The organism is uncultured Aquabacterium sp., assembly GCF_947366995.1.
Taxonomy (GTDB): Bacteria; Pseudomonadota; Gammaproteobacteria; order Burkholderiales; family Burkholderiaceae_C; genus Aquabacterium.
On record NZ_CANBCC010000023.1, the window covers coordinates 13183 to 30854 of the forward strand.

15 protein-coding genes are annotated in these 17672 nt (G+C 66.1%); 3 read left to right on the top strand and 12 right to left on the bottom strand.

Annotated elements, in window-relative coordinates; all coding sequences use genetic code 11:
- Position 1: 1 nt before the first annotated feature.
- Genes rfbA through xrtB form a run of 6 tightly spaced genes read right to left on the bottom strand, consistent with a single transcriptional unit; the run spans position 2 to position 5538 of the window.
- A complete protein-coding gene (rfbA, locus tag Q0Z44_RS08375; protein WP_298011730.1) occupies positions 2-889 on the bottom strand; it encodes a glucose-1-phosphate thymidylyltransferase RfbA in 888 nt (295 codons plus the stop codon).
- A 5-nt stretch (positions 890-894) separates the two neighbouring features.
- The gene (gene rfbD, locus Q0Z44_RS08380) at positions 895-1812 is read right to left on the bottom strand and encodes a dTDP-4-dehydrorhamnose reductase (protein WP_298011731.1); all 918 of its coding nucleotides are present in this window, start codon (positions 1810-1812) and stop codon (positions 895-897) included.
- A gap of 11 nt (positions 1813-1823) precedes the next feature.
- A complete protein-coding gene (gene rfbB / locus Q0Z44_RS08385; protein WP_109038408.1) occupies positions 1824-2909 on the bottom strand; it encodes a dTDP-glucose 4,6-dehydratase in 1086 nt (361 codons plus the stop codon).
- 18 nt (positions 2910-2927) lie between these two features.
- Positions 2928-3950 carry a glycosyltransferase family A protein gene (locus tag Q0Z44_RS08390; RefSeq protein ID WP_298011733.1) on the bottom strand — a complete coding sequence of 341 codons (1023 nt, stop codon included), beginning with the start codon at positions 3948-3950 and terminating at the stop codon, positions 2928-2930.
- A gap of 8 nt (positions 3951-3958) precedes the next feature.
- Positions 3959-4651 carry an exosortase C-terminal domain/associated protein EpsI gene (locus Q0Z44_RS08395; RefSeq protein ID WP_109037474.1) on the bottom strand — a complete coding sequence of 231 codons (693 nt, stop codon included), beginning with the start codon at positions 4649-4651 and terminating at the stop codon, positions 3959-3961.
- Positions 4648-5538, bottom strand: coding sequence for an exosortase B (gene xrtB, locus Q0Z44_RS08400; RefSeq protein ID WP_109037473.1), 891 nt, complete (start codon positions 5536-5538; stop codon positions 4648-4650). The genes Q0Z44_RS08395 and xrtB overlap by 4 nt, the downstream gene beginning before the upstream one ends.
- 206 nt (positions 5539-5744) lie before the next feature.
- Here xrtB and Q0Z44_RS08405 point away from each other — a divergent pair, with 206 nt between their 5' ends.
- Together Q0Z44_RS08405 and Q0Z44_RS08410 are read left to right on the top strand one after the other, a co-directional pair.
- Entirely contained in the window at positions 5745-6773 is a 1029-nt protein-coding gene (locus Q0Z44_RS08405; protein ID WP_298011736.1) for a hypothetical protein, read from the top strand.
- 36 nt (positions 6774-6809) lie between these two features.
- Positions 6810-8189: a hypothetical protein gene (locus Q0Z44_RS08410; protein ID WP_298011737.1), complete on the top strand. Its 1380-nt coding sequence runs from the start codon at positions 6810-6812 to the stop codon at positions 8187-8189.
- Here the strand turns inward: Q0Z44_RS08410 and Q0Z44_RS08415 are convergent.
- The 3 genes from Q0Z44_RS08415 to Q0Z44_RS08425 are packed head-to-tail and all read right to left on the bottom strand — an operon-like array spanning position 8170 to position 11750.
- On the bottom strand, positions 8170-9171 hold the full coding sequence (locus tag Q0Z44_RS08415) for a polysaccharide pyruvyl transferase family protein (RefSeq protein WP_109037470.1): 1002 nt from the start codon (positions 9169-9171) through the stop codon (positions 8170-8172). The genes Q0Z44_RS08410 and Q0Z44_RS08415 overlap by 20 nt on opposite strands.
- On the bottom strand, positions 9161-10657 hold the full coding sequence (locus Q0Z44_RS08420) for a lipopolysaccharide biosynthesis protein (protein ID WP_298011738.1): 1497 nt from the start codon (positions 10655-10657) through the stop codon (positions 9161-9163). The genes Q0Z44_RS08415 and Q0Z44_RS08420 overlap by 11 nt, the downstream gene beginning before the upstream one ends.
- A gap of 19 nt (positions 10658-10676) precedes the next feature.
- Positions 10677-11750 carry a hypothetical protein gene (locus tag Q0Z44_RS08425; protein WP_298011739.1) on the bottom strand — a complete coding sequence of 358 codons (1074 nt, stop codon included), beginning with the start codon at positions 11748-11750 and terminating at the stop codon, positions 10677-10679.
- Between the two features lie 253 nt (positions 11751-12003).
- Here Q0Z44_RS08425 and Q0Z44_RS08430 point away from each other — a divergent pair, with 253 nt between their 5' ends.
- Entirely contained in the window at positions 12004-14031 is a 2028-nt protein-coding gene (locus Q0Z44_RS08430) for a cellulase family glycosylhydrolase (protein ID WP_298011740.1), read from the top strand.
- A gap of 4 nt (positions 14032-14035) precedes the next feature.
- Here Q0Z44_RS08430 and Q0Z44_RS08435 read toward each other — a convergent pair whose 3' ends face one another.
- The 3 genes from Q0Z44_RS08435 to Q0Z44_RS08445 are packed head-to-tail and all read right to left on the bottom strand — an operon-like array spanning position 14036 to position 17663.
- On the bottom strand, positions 14036-15391 hold the full coding sequence (locus Q0Z44_RS08435; RefSeq protein ID WP_298011741.1) for a hypothetical protein: 1356 nt from the start codon (positions 15389-15391) through the stop codon (positions 14036-14038).
- Between the two features lie 3 nt (positions 15392-15394).
- On the bottom strand, positions 15395-16783 hold the full coding sequence (locus Q0Z44_RS08440) for a hypothetical protein (RefSeq protein ID WP_298011743.1): 1389 nt from the start codon (positions 16781-16783) through the stop codon (positions 15395-15397).
- A gap of 10 nt (positions 16784-16793) precedes the next feature.
- Positions 16794-17663 carry a polysaccharide biosynthesis tyrosine autokinase gene (locus tag Q0Z44_RS08445; protein WP_109037464.1) on the bottom strand — a complete coding sequence of 290 codons (870 nt, stop codon included), beginning with the start codon at positions 17661-17663 and terminating at the stop codon, positions 16794-16796.
- Positions 17664-17672: the final 9 nt, after the last annotated feature.

Consider the following 17672-nt stretch of genomic DNA (forward strand, 5'->3'; position numbering starts at 1 on the left):
GTCAATAGACCTTGTCGTTGATGACCTTGAGCAGGTACTGCCCGTAGCCGTTCTTCAGCATCGGCTGGGCCATGCGCTCGAGGTCGGCCGCCGAGATCCAGCCCGAACGGTAAGCAATTTCTTCCAGGCAGGCCACTTTGAGGCCCTGGCGCTTTTCCAGGGTGGCGATGAACTGCCCGGCTTCCATCAGGCTGTCGTGCGTGCCGGTGTCGAGCCAGGCATAGCCGCGGCCCATGATCTCGACGTTGAGCTGGCCCTGCGCCAGGTAGCGGGCGTTCACGTCGGTGATCTCGAGTTCGCCGCGAGGGCTGGGCTGGATGGATGCGGCGATGTCGCACACCTGCTCGTCGTAGAAATACATGCCCGTCACGGCGTAGTTGCTCTTCGGCGCCTTCGGCTTTTCCTCGATGCTCAGGGCCCGCTTGGCCTGATCGAATTCGACCACGCCGTAGCGCTCCGGGTCGTTCACGTGGTACGCAAAGACACTCGCCCCTTCCGTGCGCTCATTGGCGCTCAGCAGCTGGCGCTGAAGGTCATGGCCGTAGTAGATGTTGTCGCCCAGCACCAGGGCACTGGGGGCACCGCCCACGAAGTTGCGGCCGAGAATGAAGGCCTGGGCCAGACCGTCGGGGCTGGGCTGCACGCAGTATTGCAGATTCAAGCCCCACTGGCTGCCGTCGCCCAGCAGGGCCTGGAAGCGCGGGGTGTCTTGCGGGGTGCTGATGACCAGGATGTCGCGGATGCCTGCCAGCATCAGGGTGCTGAGCGGGTAATAGATCATCGGCTTGTCGTACACCGGCAGCAGCTGCTTGCTGATGGCCAGCGTGGCCGGGTGCAGGCGCGTGCCCGAGCCGCCGGCCAGGATGAGGCCCTTGCGGGTCTTGCTCATGGTGATTACCTCCCCAGGATTTCAGTGAGCATGCGCTCGACACCTTGTTGCCAGGGCGGCAGGTTCACGCTGAAGGCCTCGCGGACCTTGCGGGTGTCGAGCCGCGAGTTCAGCGGGCGCTGCGCGGGCGTGGGGTAGCCACTGGTGGGCAGCGGCGAGATCGCCTCGGGCGCCACCTGGATCGGCTGGCCGCGCTCGCGGGCCCATTCGATGACGAAGCGCGCGTAGTCGTACCAGCTGGTTTCGCCGGCGGCCACGAGGTGATACAGGCCGAGCAGGTCGTCACGGCCCGCCACCACGGTGCGAATGGCATGCGCGGTGACGTCCGCCAGCAGGTCGGCCCCGGTGGGCGCGCCGATCTGGTCATCGATTACCTTGAGCTGATCGCGCTCGGCGGCCAGGCGCAGCATGGTCTTGGCAAAGTTGCCGCCGCGTGCTGCGTAGACCCAGCTGGTGCGGAAGATGAGGTGGCGGCAGCCGCTGGCCTGGATGGCCTGTTCGCCTTCGAGCTTGGTGCGGCCGTAGACGCTCAGGGGCGCTGTGGCGGCGGCTTCGTCGCGCGCCGCCGTGCCGCTGCCGTCGAAGACGTAGTCGGTGCTGTAGTGCACGAGGAGCGCACCGAGGTCGGCTGCCGCCCGGGCCACGAGCCCCGGCGTCGTGGCGTTGATGGCCCGTGCCAGATCCGGCTCGCTCTCGGCCTTGTCGACCGCGGTGTGCGCCGCTGCGTTCACGATCACGTCGGGTCGCACGGCGCGCACCAGGGCAGCCACTTGCTCGGGCTGACTGAAATCAGCACGCAGATCGGGGGCCGCGGCGGGTCCGGGTGTGTCGAAATCGAGGGCGGTGACCTGACCGAGCGGCGCCAGCGCGCGCTGCAACTCCCAGCCGACCTGGCCGCCCTTGCCGAGCAGAAGAATGTGCATGGCGACCTCGTTCAGACGGCGCGGCCGCTGTAGTTCTTCGCGATCCAGTCCCGGTAGGCGCCCGAGCGCACGGTGTCGATCCACTCCGTGTTCTCAAGGTACCAGCGCACCGTCTTGTCGATGCCCGATTCGAAGGTTTCGGCCGGCTGCCAGCCGATCTCGCGCTGGATCTTGGTGGGGTCGATCGCGTAGCGGCGGTCGTGGCCCGGGCGGTCGGTCACGTAGGTGATCAGGCTTTCGTACTTCGTGCCGTCCGCACGCGGGCGCAGCACATCGAGCTTGCGGCAGATGGTGGTCACCACGTCGATGTTGCGGATCTCGTTGATGCCGCCCACGTTGTAGGTCTCGCCGCAGGTGCCTTTTTCGATGACCTGGCAGATGGCCTCGCAGTGGTCGCGCACGAACAGCCAGTCGCGTATGTTCAGGCCGTCGCCGTACACGGGCAGCGGCTTGCCATCCAGCGCGTTGAGGATCATCAGCGGGATGAGCTTTTCGGGGAAGTGGTAGGGCCCGTAGTTGTTGCTGCAGTTGGTGGTCAGCGTCGGGAAGCCGTAGGTGTGGTGGTATGCCCGCACCAGGTGGTCGCTGCCCGCCTTGCTGGCCGAGTACGGGCTGTTGGGTGCGTAGGGCGTCGTTTCGCTGAAGGCGGCGTCGGTGTCAGAGAGCGAGCCGTAGACCTCGTCGGTGCTCACGTGCAGGAAGCGGAAGGCGGACTTGGCCTCGCCGTCCAGTCCGCCCCAGTAAGCGCGGGCTTCCTCGAGCAGGCTGAAGGTGCCCACCATGTTGGTGTGCACGAACTCGCCGGGGCCGTGGATGGAGCGATCGACATGGCTCTCGGCTGCAAAGTGCACGATCAGCCTGGGGCGGTGCGTGGCCAGTGCCTGCCGGACCGCATCGCGGTCGGCAATGTCGGAGTGCACCAGGGTTGCCTGGCCCGATCGCAGGTAGGTGGCGATGGTGGCCGGATTGCCCGCGTAGGTCAGCTTGTCGAACACGACCACGGGCTCGGCCGGCAGGCCCTGTGCCGCCGCGCGTTCAAACCAGTGGTGCACGAAGTTGCCGCCGATGAAGCCGGCGCCGCCAGTGATCAGGATCATGGCGGCCGAGTATGCCACTCAGTTCACGGCAGACCGCCTGCTGGACGGGTTGCAGACGTGCCGCGCCAGAGGCATCCCCAGTCGCCTGGGCAGCAGCCAGACCAGCACGCCCCACGCCGCCAGCCCCAGCTTCATGGGCAGCGCGCAATGACGCAGTCGGATGGAGTGCAACATGGGCGGCAACTGCGCAAGCCCGGCTCGCAAGCCCGCCCCGTAGTTCGGGGCCGAGAACACCGCATTGGCGAAATCCTGCTTCTGCAGCGAAAAGTCGGGAAAGACGTCGTGTGCGAGGCGTTCCCCGGGCAGCGCTGCAGTCAGCCATGCTGCGAGCCGCTGGTAGCGCATCTGCAGGATCCGCGTCTGAGGGGCTGTGGCGCGGGCGTTGCCAAAGCAGAGACTGGTTTCATCGCCCGCCTTGTGCACGCGGTACTGGGCGAGCGCGGTTGGCAGTGCCTTCACGCGCCCGAGCAGGGCCGTGCCGTAGCCCGCGAAGAAGTCGGCGCCGTGTCGCTCCTCCTGGCTCACGGGCAGCGGCATGATGCGGCGCAGCGCCGCGACGCGGTAGGCGTTGCCACTGCCGGGCGATGCCAGAAAGAGGCGACCGCTTCGCACTTCATCGGCCAGATCGCCGTCGGCCAGCAGGGTCGGAATCACGGCACCTGTGGCGGTGCCCGAGGCGTCAATCAACCCGAGCCGATACTGAAGCCGGGCCACCGCCGGGTCTGCCATGGCTTGGGACACCACCTGGATGGCCTCGGGGCACAGGCGGTCGTCGGAATCCAGGAATACCACAACGTCGCCTGAGGCGGCAGCAAAGCCGGTGTTGTAGGCCGAGATCTGCCCGCCATTCGGTTGCGTGATCAGCCGGATGCGGTCCGCGAAGCGGGAGGCGACCGCGACCGATTCATCGGTCGAGCCATCGTCGACCACAATGACCTCGTGCGCAGCCAGCGTCTGGTTCAGTGCGGACTGGATGGCGTCGGCTATGAAATGGCCGTAGTTGTGATTGCACACGACCACGGAAACGCGGGGCAAGGACATGGAAGGGCTCATCTGACCAGGTAACTGCGCGTGGCAGGCGGCACCGCCGCAAGCAAGTCTCGGGCAAAGGACTCCACCAGGGCATGATGGGGCGCCGGGTCTTCGCCCGGACTGACCCGCTGCGACACCCGCACCAGCATGCCGTCAGTCATGCGGCCCTGCAGACCTTCCTTCATGATTTGCCAACGTACCTGCCAGGGGCTGCTGCTGTAGGTGTCGCCAATGCGGATCCAGTAGCTCACCACCTCCGCGCTGCTTCGGGCGTTGACGACCATGCGTTGCCCTGTGACGTTCTTACCGGATGCGCTGTCTGCAATGCCGGTAAAAGTGACCGGTTGGAGTGACATCACCTTGAAGCCCTGTGCCGGATAGCACAGCTCCGGGCGGTGCACTTTCACTTCCTGACGCTGGTTCTTGCCATAGGCAAGGGCCAGCATCACCATGTCGCCCTGCGGATTGACGTAGGTGCGGGACACCACCTCGTCGTAAGGCTGGTCGGTGGAGGTGGCGCCCTGGGTGGCCACCGAGATCTGCTGCAGCGGGTTCGGCAACATCTTCCACGACCCGAAGGACTGCGGCACGCTGGCCTCCAGATGCGGGTCGGGCGCGCTGCTGTTGATGTCCGGCCGGATCAGCACCGCGGCCAGCGCAAACAGCAGCAGTGTGGTGGCGACGACCGTTGAACGTGTCCAGCTCGTCATGTGGGCTCCCGGGACTTGTCTCGACCGAAGAACAACCCGAGTACCGAGTCGGTGCCGATGGTCAGGCAGGTGGCCACGAGGAACAGGAGGATGCCGGCAAAGTCATGAACAAAGCCCTGCCCCACTTCATCCCCGAAGTAGTAGGTGATGAGCACCAGTGCCATGACCCGCAGCACGTTGGAGGCGAACGAGATCGGGATGATCAGCGCGGCCAGCAGGATGTTGCGCAGGCGGCTGGTGTGCTGGACGACGCTCATGTAGAACACGCCGATCGCCTCCAGCGCGAAGATGGAGTTCAGGCCAGCGCAGGCGTCGGCCACGAACAGCTGATAGGGGCCGATGTGCAGCGTGACGCCCATGCGTCCGATGGGGTAACCCAGGGCATACAGGATGTGCTCTGCCACGTACGACACGCCCATCTTCAGCGGGGCGGTGACCACGTCGACGATCGAGCCCGGCACGGGCACCAGGAACAGCATGAAGAAGAGCGGGAACCACATCGTCTTCAGGCCCTGCCAGCCCCATAGCAGGAGCAGCACGCCCATCAGCACCGGGATCTGCGAGATGGCATCGAGAAAGAGGACGTCCTGTGAGCGGCCCACCACGTAGATCAGGCCACCCAGCAGCAGCAGCAAGCTGCCAGCGAGGGTGGCTGGTGGGCCTTCCAGTGTGGCGAGCTTCGGATAGCGCTGCCAGGCCAGCCACAGCACCAGGGCGAGCATCACGGGGCCATGGCCTTGGCCGACCAGGCCCCATACGAATTGGTCCAGTGCCCGGTAGGTGGGCAGGTACATGATGAGAAGGGCCAGCCCGGCCAGCGCGGGGGCCCACCGCACGGCGCGTGGATCGGCGCGCCAGGGGGTATGGGTCAGAGGCGGTGCGTTCATGAGGTTCCAGGAGAGAAGCCGTGCCCTGGAGAGCAACTGGTGGGCCTTCCAGGTGCGCCATGGTGGCTTTTTCCCTGAGACGAGGGGGGGCGTGAGGCAGGCTGTTACCCCTGTGAAAATCACATACACGGCGCACACAGGCTTGTCACAACTGACCCCTGTTGATGGGGGATGAAGCTGCCCTTCAGGCCGATAGACTGGGCCGGATGAAAACCGCCTTCGTGTCGCCCTTCACCAACCACACGAACGACTACATCAACCGGGTGAAGACCATTGTGGCGGCCTGCGGTTACGACGTGCAGCCGCTGTCGTTTCGCACGTTGTTGTCACGCAGGGTTCTGGGCTTGTTCCAGCGTGACAACGTGGTGCTGCTGCACTGGCTCGAGGCGCGGGCTTTTTCCGAAGGCCATGCCGGGGCGAGTATCCGCTGGGCGGGACTCGCGCAGTTCGCGGTGTACGCCCTGGTGCTGAGCCTGATGCGGGCGCGTCTGGTGTATTTCGTGCACGACCATGCGGTGCATGACCTGAGTGGGTGGCGCCGCGGCTTTTCGGTATGGCTGATTCGCTTGCTGAGCCGGCTGGCCGATGTGCGCGTGGTGCACGATCCGAGCTTTGCCGACCGATACCGTGCCGATTACCTCCCGCACCCGCTGTATCGGGATGGCTCACTCGATGAGCTTCTCGTCAGAGGGCGAACCGCGCCGGGGCCGATGCGTGCCGGCATCCTGGGCGCTGTTCGGCCCTACAAGCGCATCGAGCGCATCATCGACCTGTGGCCGGTGGGGCCGGAACTCGCCATCCGAGGGCGTGCCGACCCGGCTTACGAAGCGCTGTTGCGAAGCCACATGGCACGCCGTGATCCCGCACCGGATATCCGGCTCTCCACGGGCTTCATGAGCCGTGAGGACTTTGCGGCCGCCCTGGCCCGCCTGGATGTCCTCATCCTGCCGCATGCCGACGAGTCGGCGCTCGTCAGTGGTGCCTTCTTCGAGGCGATCGGGGCGGTGCCCATTGTCATTGCACGCACCAGCCCGTTCATCCGCTGGGTACAGGGACAATTCGAGGGGGTGCTGTCGTTCGACACGGACGAGGAGTTCGTGGCGGCGGTGCAGCAGGCGCAGGCACTGCAGGCGCGCATGGCCGAGCGTCTGCCGGTCAGCGCACGTCGTGCGGAAGAGTTATTCGGGCTTGGAACTTGCGTTGCCCGCTACAAGCAGGCGATCGAACGCCCGTGAGGCGCAACCCGACCCGAGCGACCCCAGAACCCCATCATGCAGGCACCCGGTACCACCTTCGTCCCCACCGTCGACCGTCGCCACGCCCGCATGCTGTTGCCCGGTGCGTATGGCGCAGTTCTGCTGCTGGTGATCTGGTGGTTTCGCTATCTGCCGCTGGCCGATTTCAACGAATGGGCCTACCAGGCCTTCATCACGCGCACCTTGCTGGACGGCACGGGCAGCGCGGTGTTCTATCTGCGCGACTACCCCGTTCCGTACATCACCTCGCAGCTGTGGATGACGGGCCTCAACTTCTTCATGAGCCCGGTCGCTGCGGCGCGGTGCACCGTGACGGCGTATCTGGTGGTGGCGGCATGGCTGGCCTATCGCTTTGTCGAGGCCAACCGATTGCGGCCCGAATTGGCCTACCCGGCGCTGCTGGTGTGCATCGTGTGCAACTCCAGTTTCTGGAGCGGCTATCTGAACTACCAGTGTGGCTTGCTGGTTCTGATGGCCTATCTCTCCCTTCCCGATGACCGTCAGCGGGATCCGCGTGTGGTGTGCGGCGTGTCACTGCTCGCCTTTGCCTGCCATGGCTTCTGCCTGCTGGCGTTCGGCGTGTTGTCGGGGATGCAGGCGCTGTACCGCTCGCGTCGTGCGGTGTTGCACTACGTGATTGCCATGGTCCCTGCCGGCCTGCTCACGCTGTGGTACCTGCTGGCCAAATCCAACGATGCCATGCCGGCCCTGCACACGCCCGTCAGCTATGGCGATGTCCGCTTCCTGGCGTACAAGTTCTACACTTTGAGCAAGGCCGGCCCCTACCAGAATTTCATGATCGGCGACCTCTCCGATCTGGGGCGTCTGCCGTCCCTGTTCTGGCTGGGGTGCGCGGCCAACTTGGCGGCGGCCGTTGTGCTGCTGAGGATGCAGGTGCTGGCGCTGAAGCGCCCCGCGGTGGCGCACCATGCCGCGCTGCGCGCCGTCGCGGTGGTGCTCGGGGCGGCGTACCTGCTGGTGCCGGCCACGGCGCTGCAGATCGTCAACCCGGGCGAGCGCTTGCTCTATCCGCAATTGCTGGTGGTGTTCGTGCTCACGCTCAGGCGGCCCGACGAAGGGGGGCTCCCGGCCCGTCGCCGTTGGGCTCCCGTGGCCGCCAGCATGGCGGTGGGGGTGGCGCTGCTCAGTCTCGTCAACCTCATGGGCAGCACCGAGGCGCAGGGCTATCGCGGGGTGAGCGCGGACACCTTCCAGAGCGCACAGCAAGGGTATGCCGAGCGCTTTTACTGGCATCGGCCCTACCAGTTCATTGCGATGCAGGACCACATGGTGGAGCGGTACACCCAGGGCCGGGCGCCCGAGATGCCGATCACCTTCACGACCAGCCTGATCGGCATGCACCCTGTCGCGAGGCTTACACCCCCCACGCCTTGAACACGGCCAGCGCTTCGTCTACCGAGTGCACGGGCCGGGCGGTGGGCGCTTCGCGTGTCCACGCGGCCATGTAGCCGTGGATCTTGCCGTAGTTGTTGTCCAGCACCGCGTGGGGCTTGCCCAGCAGCACCGAGAGGATGTGTGCATGCAAGCGATCGGTCAGCACGTGCTCTCCCTGTTCGAGCAGGCGCACGCCTCGGTCGAGACGCGCCTGCGCGAGCCGCTGGTATTTGGCAAGACGCACGCGCTGTGCACCGCTCCGACCGGCCGTCAACGCTTTCAGGGCGGAGTGCATCTTCACCATGCGTGACATCGCCGCTGGCTCATCGAGCCAGTCTGCCGCCATGACGCCCGGACGGGCCAGCACCGGCGCGAAGTCGAAGCCCGATTGCTCGGCGTCCTGCCGGATCAGGCAGAACACCCCGGCTTTGGGCGGATGGTGGGCCGACAGCTCACCCAGCCCGAATGCGGCGTCGGGGCACAGCCCACACTGGTCGCCCAGTGCCGCCCGCGCCTCCGAATGGCTGCGCTGGTCGCGTGTCAGCACATGAACATCCCCGTGGCGCTGGGCCAGATCCCAGAAATGCCGGGCGCGGTCGGGGCTCTGGAAGAAGATCGACTGGGGCATCTGAATGATGCGACGTCCAGGGAAGTCCTGGATCACCCGTTCGCGCAGGCTCTGGTGCCGCATCCACAGGTCGCCCAGATTGCCGCCGCCGTGGATGAGGATGGGGCCTTCCGGGTGTGCGGCGCGCAGGGCAGCGGGGTCGTAGCTTTCACATTCGCACACGTAGCGCGGCGGCTTGCCCTGCAGGTCGAGCAACACCTCGATTTCGCCGAGCCAGATGGCGCTGTCTCCGACGTTGCCGTGGTCTGGAAAGTCGACCAGTGCGTAGTCTTCGCCGGGTGCCAGCAGGGTGCGGAAGGTCTTGCGCAACAAGGCGATCTGCGACTGGATGAACGGGGTGTTCTCATTGGTCATGGGTGCTCACCTGATGGGGGAGGAACTTGTGGCGCAGCTTGTCGAGCAGGCTCAGCAATTCGGTTTCGGGCCCGGGGGGACGCGAGGCCAGCGACCACAGCACCAGGTGCATGGCGCCGTAGACCGCCACACCCAGCGCGCTGACAGCAGCCAGTTCACCGGCCAGGTGGAGCCAGCTCCATCCGGCCCCGCTCGGGGTTTGCGCGGCCCACACCACGGCGCCCGCCACCACCGCGCTGACCAGGGAGCGCTCGGTGCTGCGCAGCTGGGCTGTGAGCGAGAGGCCCGCAAGTTGGCGGACCACGGTCATGTTCAGCACGATGGTGGCCAGGCCGGTGATCGCCCGCGCCTGCAGCACCATCAGCAGGCCGCCATACCACGCTGCTGCGGCGATGATGGGCACACGCACGGCGAACATCGCGAGGTCGCGCATGAAGAGCAGGCGCGTGGCGCCGAGCGCCATGGCCAGGGGGCGCACGGGCGAGGCCACCGTCTGCAAGGCAAACACAGCGGCCAGCATCTGCACGACGATCACGGCATCCAGCCACTTCTCGCCCAGCACCAATCGAACCACGACCTCGGCCTGCAACGCAAACAGCATTCCGACCGGCATCGCGGCGGCGGCAATGACGGCCTGGGCGCGCAGGTAGCCCCGCTTGAGCCGCTCGGGCTCGTGCACCACGGCGCGCAGACCGGGGAACAGTGCCTGCTCGATCGGGCCGATGGTCTCGCGTGTGGCCAGGGCCGCGAGCTTGTCGCCTACGGTGTACAGGCCCAGTGCACGGGCGCCCATGCGGGCACCGATGATCAGGTGGTCCAGTCGCCAGTTCAGCGTGTTGACGATCTGCCCGAGCGACAGCCACACCGAGAACGACAACAGATCCCGCACATGGATCAGTGAGAACCGAGGACGGTAGGGGACGACGACATAGGAGCTGACCACGCCGGCCACCTGTGTGCACAGAAGCCCCACCACCAACGCCCAATGGCTTCGGAAGACAAGCGCGACCACGATGCTGGCAACGACGCCCGCCAGCTTCTGCGTGACGAGCACGACGAATTCCTGCCAGAACACCAGCTGCCGGGTCAGCACGATGACCTTCGGGTTCGCACCGCCGTTGATGAACACCGACAGGCCCATCCAGCACATCACCGGGATCAGCCGTTCGTCGTGGTAAAGATCAGCCACCCAGGGCGAGGCGAGCGCAAAGCCGGCCCCCACCAGTCCGCCACGAATGAGGTTCATCGTCCACGCCGTGTGGAAGTGATCTTCCGTGGGCTGTTCGTGGTGGATCAGCGAGGACGCGAGCGAGAGCTCGGTGATGGCGGCCAGCACCTCCAGCATCGTGAGCGCCAACGCCACCAGCCCGAAGTCTTCGGGGGTCAACAGTCTGGCCAGGATGAAGGTGCTGCACAAGGCGAGCACGGTCACGGCGACCTTGGCCGCCGACAACCACAGCACGCCTCTGGCAAGTTGGGCCTTCATGCTCGGGTCTCCACGGTGCTCAGTACGCGTCGACGGCGCGCAGCGCCTGCGTCATGGGGGCCGGGCGCATGCGGCCACCCAGCCGCACCAGCGTGTCCGATACGAAGGCATCTTCGTACAGCGCGGTGCGCACCAGCTCACCGAAATAAACATGCGCCCACACAAAACGCAGCAGCGCCGCGCGGTTCAGCACGTAGCCGTGTTCGCCCGTACACCAGGTGATGGCGCCCATGTAGGTGTGCGGCACGTGGTTGATGTGCGCCTCACCGCATTTGCCAAGATGCCAGATGCGGTTATGCCCTGCCGGATAGGGGCTGTGATAACGGTGGCCCCATTGCGTGGGTGCCTCGCAGCGGGCTGCACGGTTCAGGACCCGTTTCAGCGGCAGAACATGCCCGGCGCGGTGGTCGTCATCGACCTTCATGACAACGCGCACATGGGGCAGCAGGCCCAGCAGAAAGTAGGCCGCAGCCACTTTGCCAGCCAGGTGATCGTAGGTGTCCGGAACTGGCACGCGCAGGGCGTCAAGTTCGTCATCCCACGTGAATCGATGTACCTCAGTGTCGCTTCCGACCACATTGATCTGGCTCACACCTTGCGCCTGCAGTTCGGTAAAGCTTTCGGCTGACTGCCGCGCGCGCGCGATGCGGGCTTCGCACGTCATGTGCATCACAACCTGCGGCGTGAGCCTTTTGCGCAGGGCATCGAGCAAGGGTGCATGCACCAGGCAGAACGCCAGACCGTAGGCGTGGAAGCAGTCTGCATCGCGCGCGTCGGCGGAGGCCATCCAGCGCGTCAGCGCCAGAAGTGCCCCAGGCGTGTCTTCCATATGGATGTTGCCCAGCAGCGATCGCGCCTGTTCAGCCTTGTCCTTCAGAACGGAGGTGGTGTCCGGGGCCCCCTTGCGCAGGTTCGTCATGGCGGGCCGTTGAACGATCTGAAGAAGCACCGCGTCGAGCGCCGCCGCAGGGTTGGCGCGGGCGTTGTCCAGTCGGCTCATTCTGTGAGCCAGTTCGCGGTCGAAGCGGCGTGCACGGACGCGGTCGCGCAACCATTGCACGCAAGCGTCGGGGAGAAAGGGCAGGGCGCTCATGACGTCTTACCGTGTGATTTGCCCGACGCCGAAACCGGACGTAACAGTGAGCCAATCCGTGCTGGGCAAACGGCCGTGCCGGAATCCGCGGGGCGCACGGCCCGGATCGATCGACGGGGCACCGGCCGTGATGCCTTGCACGAATGGTCGGCGTGGCGGGCGTCCACCCTGACTTGCAAGGCGATACAAGCCCGTGCGCGCGGCACCCGGTGCGTCTTTAGCATCCGCGTCGCTCTTTCGATTTTGTATTGCCATGTCTGTACCCTCCCTGAATCTCTCATCGCCGGTCCGGCTGAAGCTGGCGCTCACGGCCCTTGTCTGTGCTTGTCTGACCGCCTGTGGCGGTGGCGGGGGCGGGTCCGAAAGCAAGATCGCGTCGCCGCAACTGGCGGCCTCCGAAGCAGAGGTGAGCGTGGACGCCCAAGGTGTTGTCCTGGCTTCTTCGACGCTTTCCACCACGCGCACCTATCTCAACAACATCACCACCACGACGGCCAATGCCGGCGAGGTGATGGATGACTTCAATGCGTACACCGCGCTCGACGGTGCGCTCGTCCCCAAGTGGCAGTTCTCGCTGGGCCCCGAGTTCACCGGCGCCATCGGCACGATGGCCATGAGCAGCACGCTCGAGAACCGCCATGCCGATGTCGTCGCCGACTTCGGTTGCAGCACGCTCGAAGTGATCGCCGCTCCGAAATGGAACTGCGGTCGTTATGTCTCCGGCACCCGCAACTTCAGCGTGCCGTTTGCCGTCACCGCACCGGACAGCACCCGCGTGCTCATGCGTGTGCGCCAGACGCAACCGCTGCTGGGCACGGGCATGCGCCTGCGTGACACCTCGGGGCAGACGCTGCAATACAGCTTCGCGTCTCAGACCATCGAGAGCGTGCAGGGCGACGGCTGGGCCCAGGTTTCCGTGCCCGTGCGGGCGCCTGCCAGCTACTGGGGGGGCGTGAACAACGGGGTGCTGCAGGGCGGCGTCAGTGGCGTGTCGCTCACGGTGGGCCAGCAGGCGCTGGTCGGTCCGCGCGGCACGGTGCAGTTCGATGATGTGCGCCTCGTGCGGAGCAACACTGTCGAGGTGGGCCTCACCGGGCAGGAGGCCGTGCTGTCCAAGGGCGTCGTGGCCCGCACCACCGACCGGATGGCCACCGGTGCATCGTTCTATCGCATCTCCGACGCCAGCATGAAGCTGGCGTCCGAAGCGGGCTTCAACGTGATCCGCTTCGACCTGTTCTGGGACATGGTACAGAGCGGCGGCCGGTTCGATTTCTCGATCTACGAGACCGCGCTCACCCGCCTGGCCAAGTACGGCATGAAGGCGCTGTTCATTCTCGACTACGGCCACCCCGACTTTGGCGGGGGCGCGCCCGTCACCGAGGCCAACCGCGCCGCCTACATCGAGTTTGCCCGTCAGGCCACCCGCTTCGCGATGGGCCGCAACGTGGTGGCGTTCGAGGTGTGGAACGAGCCGGACAACGCCGTCTTCTGGCGCGATGGCGACCCCAAGACCTATGCCGCCCTGCTGGGTCCCACGGTCGCTGCCATCAAGGCCATCGACCCGAACCGCAAGGTGCTCAACGGCGGTCCGTCGTGGATCAATCTGCCCTACGTGCTGGAACTGGCCCGCACCGGCCAGCTGGCGAATGTGGACGGTTTCGCCATCCACCCGTACCGCACCGGTGCGCCCGAAACCTTTGCCGGCGACCTCACGGCGCTGCGCTACCTGCTGAAGTCGCAAGGCGTCAACGCGCCGGTCTGGAGCACCGAATGGGGCTACTCGTCGGGCGGCCTGAATGCGGCCACGTTTGGCGATGGCCACGACATCCGTGCCCGTACCTGGCAGGCGCGCATGGTGCTGCGGACCATGCTCACGCAGATCTCGATGAACTTGCCGATGATGATGACCTTCGAGCTGCTGGACCGGGGCAACGACCCGGCCAACCCCGAGTACAACTACGGCATGCTGACGCCAAGTCTCACACCCAAGCCGGCTTATGTTGCGGCAAAGCAGCTGCAGACCATGACCGGAAGTAAGGATTACCGGGGGGTTGTGACCGGCTTGCCCGCCCGCGTCCACGGGCTCAAGTGGGAGGGCGATGGCAAGGTGGTCTACGCGGTGTGGCTCGACTCGAACCAGATCAGCGCGCAGGTTTCGGTGCCCGCCACCGCCCAGGTCATCGCCTGGGACGGCAGCCTGCCGACGACCGCTGCGGGCAGCTCGAACACCCGCCAGCTGACCCTCACGCACGACATGGGGCCTGTCTACATCGCCTTCTGAGCAATCAGGGCTGCCGTTTCGGAACATACGCAAGCGCGGCCATGATGTAGAAGAGGAAGCCCAGGTCGTAGACCAGTGCAATCAGGGAGGCGGAGACCAGCGTCGCGAACACCGCGCGGCGCGCCCCGATCGCTATGACCCGGTCGGTCGACGCCAGATGCTCGGGAATCCGGCCGAACAGGATGGGCGTGACGAAGAAGACGAACAGCACGGCCCCCACCCATCCCAGGTTCGACAGCACGACCAGCGCAAAGCTGGATGCCCGGCAGCATCCCAGCCCTGCGCCCAGCCCGAATGACTCGACGAACGTCTGCAGGGCCTGGGCGTTCAGTGCGCCGCGGATGGCCCCGGAGTCGGAAGTGAGCTTCTGACCGATCACCACCGAGAAAAAGTCGCTGACGGCGTCCAGTGCCGGCGGCACGAACAACAGCACCCCCACGGCCAGCACCAGGCCGCTGCCGGTCAGTTTGAGATACAGGCTGTAGGGGCCGATCTGCCCCACGCGCATCAAGCGCAGGAAGGTGTAGAGCAAGGCCACCGTCGTGCAGATGGCGAGGCTGACATAGGCGGTCCCGGAGGTGGACAGCAGCAACAGCAACAGGTTGGCCAGCGTCAGCGTGCGCGCCCAGCCGCGCAGCACGCCGTGCATCCACAGCGTGTGGGTGAACGCCACCAGCGCCAGGGTGTACTGCGAGAACATCGACGTCTCAGGAAAGGTGCCCGTGATGCGCATCAGGCCGGCCACCTCGCCACCCATCATCGCGTAGTTCGCATTCTTGAGGTAGGCCAGAATCGGAACCAGCCCCAGCTGGTACTGCGCCATTTCGAGCAAGGCGGCCACCACGTTGAGCCCGGCAGCCCACAAGACCGCGCGCGCCGCAGCCAGGCCGGCTCCGGGTCGGGTCAGCAGGGTGCGAGTCATCACGAAGGTCATCAAGGCCAGGAACGCATACATGGCCTGCGTGATGTTCATTGACACCGGCCCTAGCGGGCCGACCAGATACGCGCCGCCGCTCTCGCTGCGGTCGAAGCCTGCCACCATCAACTGGCCCTGCAGCAGCCGCGGCATGACGAAGGCCGTCGCCATGGCCCACACCGTGAGCAGCAGCAGCCAGAACGTCGGGGTGGCGAACTCGACGGGACGCAGGAAGCCGCGCAGCCCTTCACGTCGCATCAGGTTGAGGCCGGTGAAGCCCTGGGCCAGCATGGCGGGTGTCACGTTGGCGCCGCCCAGCGCCGTGGCAAAGGCCACCGCCGTGCCGCCGAACAGCGTCGCGATCACCGCCATGTACAGGATGCCCTGTCCGCTGACGAACAGGCCCACGAGGAACATCAACAGACCATAAAGGGTCGGGACCATGCGTCAGTCTCCCGCGCGCGGAGGCCAGCGCGGCGTGCCGCCTGCCCCCAACTCGATGTAGATCGGGGCGGCCCCCAACTCGGCTTGCCGAACGTCCTCCCTGGCGTCCAACTTCACTGGCTCGCCGTAGGCATCCAGGATGCGTGTGGCGGACCACGCGGGGTCCAGCGGCAGCGTGCGTGACGCGTTGTCGGCGCTCCACACCATCAGCGTGCGACGGCTTCCGTGCTCGAACAGATAGGCCTGCGTGCCGCGGGTCTGCTGGCCCCCGGGGCTGAGTCGTCGCGTCAGCCGCAGGTCACCGACGATGCGGCTCATGGCCACGTAGGTCCTGAAGGCCGGTCGTTGCCGCCCCGCGCGGTCGATCAGGCCATACGCTCCGTCGTTCGCGTCCTGCATGCTGAACCAGCACAACACCTTCACACCGGCCGCTTCGGCCAGCACATAGGCGCGCGGCAGGAAGGCCGCCACCAGTTCTTCGGTGACGCGCCCGCCTGCAAAGCGGCCGTCCACCTTGAAGCCCCATTCCGTGATCCAGACCTCGGGCTCCACGCCGGTGTGCTTGCGGGTGTGGCGCTTGAGGCGGTCGATCGCGGTGGCGAAGGCACGGTCGCGGTCCACCAATTGAAATGGCCGGGCCCATTCGCTGTCGGCGTACGGCGCGACCACTTCGGGGCCGGACGAGCTCTCGTTCGCATACGCATGCAGCCCGATGCCCTTGAAACCTTGCGGCAGCCGCGGGTGCTGCGCAAACCAGTAGTGGTTCACCAGCACGTCCTCGCTGGTGATCACCGGCGTGCCGGGCGCCTTTTTCTGCACGTGCTCGCTCACGGCGCGCAGCATGTCCACATAGTGGTCCACCCAGGGTGAAGGCGGTCGCCCGTTCCAGGCCCCGCCCACCATCTTCAGGATCTGGAAGTTGTGCGGTTCATTCCACACCTGGACGGCGAAGTCGACCCCAGCCGCTTTCAGCAGGCCCGTGACATGGGCTGCATAACGCCCCAGCGCCTCGGGGTCGATCGGTGCGCGGGGGGCCTCCTTGGTGGCGGGGTAGGCCTTGCCGTTGGCATAGCCCAGCATGTAGATCACCCCGATGCCCTGCTGCCGATAGCGCTGCAGTCGTTGCGAGAAGGCGGGTGGAAACGGCTTGTACTCGCCTGCGCGAGGCTCCATGTCGACCCATTGCACGGCGTCTCGAACCCAACGCACGCCCAGTTCGGGCAGCAGGTCGAGCTGCGCCATCGGCTGGCCCTGGTCGAACTTGACCACCAGCCCGAAGCCGGCGCGCATCGGGCGATCAGACAGCGCTGGCGCAGCGTGGGCCGGCAAGCCCATCTGGATGCAGGCGAGGCACAGCCACAGTCGCAACCAGAGCGAGCGGATGAGGGGCACGCGCGGTGTCTCAGCGCCGACCGTGGTCGTTGAACAGCACGCCACTGAAGACCTCACACGATTTCTGCAGGCTTTCCACCAGCGCCTTGGTGGTGGACACCGCGCTCACGCCCCGGCGCGCCACCATCAGCGCTGCGCCGCATTTCTCTGCAATCACGCGGGCGTCGGCGCCGTGTGCAGCGGCTGGTGTGTCGACGATCACGTGGTCGAACTGGGTCAGCACTTCCTGCATGAGCCCGTCGAACGGATGTCCTTGCACGAGCTCCAGCGGGTTGGGCGGTGTGACGCCGGCGGGCAGCAGGAACAGATTGGGCAAGGAGGGCAGGGGACGCAGCACATCCACTTCGCCTCGGCCGGCCAGGGTCGAGCTCAGCCCCACCACGTCGTTTGGCGTGCCGAACAGCGACTGCAATCGGCTGGTGCGCAAGTCGGCGTCGATCAACAGCGTGCGGCCCGGCAGCTGGCTGAAAGACGCCGCCAAGTTGGCGGCGAAGAACGTCTTGCCGTCGCCCATGTTGGTGCTGCACACCGCCAGTGCCAGACGGCGGGCAGGGCGAGGTGCAAACACCGTGGACAGCAGGCGAGACCGCATGTCGCGAAAGAACTCTGCCGCCGCCTCGAAGGGCCGCGTGGCCACCACCAGCTCGGGCGCCAGTGTCTGGGGTTCCCGCCCCTCGTAGGGGTAGTTGAACTGCACCGACAGCGCCCAGGCGACGTCTTCCGGCCGCGCCAGGCGCAGGGCCACAGCCGCCTCCCCGAATTTCACACCGTGCTTCTTCTGGTACTGCACGATGGTTTCGATCTGCGCCGCATCCAGGCTGTTGATGCGGGCAATGATGTCGCCGATGGTCTGCGTCGGCATATCCGCGAGGTTCGTCATGGTGAGGCC